Origin of the sequence: Xenorhabdus anantnagensis (assembly GCF_028598555.1) — a bacterium.
Classification (GTDB): Bacteria; Pseudomonadota; Gammaproteobacteria; order Enterobacterales; family Enterobacteriaceae; genus Xenorhabdus; species Xenorhabdus anantnagensis.
On the sequence record NZ_JAQRFN010000078.1, the window covers coordinates 1 to 1,253 of the forward strand.

A 1,253-nucleotide genomic window follows, 5' to 3' on the forward strand; every position below is an offset into this window, starting at 1 on the left:
GCCATCGATTTTCCGGCGGTACTGGACCGCACCGCCACCCTGACCATCCTGCAGGAAGGGGTTGAGCAGCGCAGCCTCACCGGCATGGTGGCCCGCTTCGAGCAGGGTAACACCGGGTTGCACCAGACCACCTACCAGATGACCATCCGCCCCGACCTGTGGCGCACGACGCTGCGCCAGAACTCACGCATCTTCCAGCAACAGGACATCGCCACGATTGTCACCACCCTCCTGAAAGAGCACGGCATCCGTGACGTGGTGTTCAGCCTGCGCCATCCGCACCCTGAACGGGAATTCTGCGTCCAGTATCAGGAAAGCGATTTTGTCTTCCTGCAACGGCTGACGGCCGAAGAGGGCATCTTTTACTTCTTTGAATGCGGCAGCGGGCGCAACACGCTGGTGTTTGCCGATGATGCCGGCTCCGTCCCGCCGGGCATTGTTGTCCCGTATCAGCCGGGGGACGCCAGCACATTGGGTGACCCTTCAGTGGGCAGCCTGACGTACAGCGCGCAGGTGCGGCCGGCTCAGGTGGAGCTGAAGGACTACACCTTCAAAAACCCGGCCTGGGCGGCGGAATTCCGGGCGCAGATGAAAGAAGAAACCTTGCAGGAAATGTACTACGAGCATTATGACTATCCGGGGCGCTTTAAGGACGAAGCCCACGGGGCCGCCTTTACCCGCTACCGCCTCGAAGCCCTGCGCAACGACGCCGTGATGGGGCAGGGCAGCGGCCACGCCATCGCCGTGCAACCGGGTCGGTTGTTCACCCTGACCCGGCACCCGCGCCCGGACCTGAACCAGCCGTGGCAGGTAGTGAGTGCGAGCCACACCGGCAGCCAGCCGCAGGCACGGGAAACCGCGTCCGGCGACAGCGGCACCACCCTGCACAGCCAGTTCAGCTTTATCCGCCATAACCAGAGCTGGCGACCGGCCCCGCTGCCGAAACCCACCATTGACGGCCCGCAGATCGCCAAAGTCGTCGGCCCGGCCGGGGAAGAAATCTTCTGTGACCAGTACGGCCGCATCCGCCTCCAGTTCCCGTGGGACCGCTACGGCCGCAGCGACGACCACAGCTCCTGCTGGATACGGGTGACCCAGCCGTGGGCCGGTCAGGGCTGGGGCATGCTGGCGATCCCGCGTATCGGGCAGGAAGTGGTGGTGGACTTCCTGCACGGCGACCCGGATCAGCCGATCGTCACCGGGCGTACCTATCACGCCAGCAACATCCCGCCCGGCGGGCTGCCGGGCAGCAA

1 protein-coding gene is annotated in these 1,253 nt (G+C 64.9%); it reads left to right on the forward strand.

Annotated features, from left to right (window positions below; translation table 11 throughout):
• On the forward strand, nt 1-1,253 hold a 1,253-nt coding region (tssI, locus tag PSI14_RS19925), incomplete at both ends, for a type VI secretion system tip protein TssI/VgrG (protein WP_273577717.1).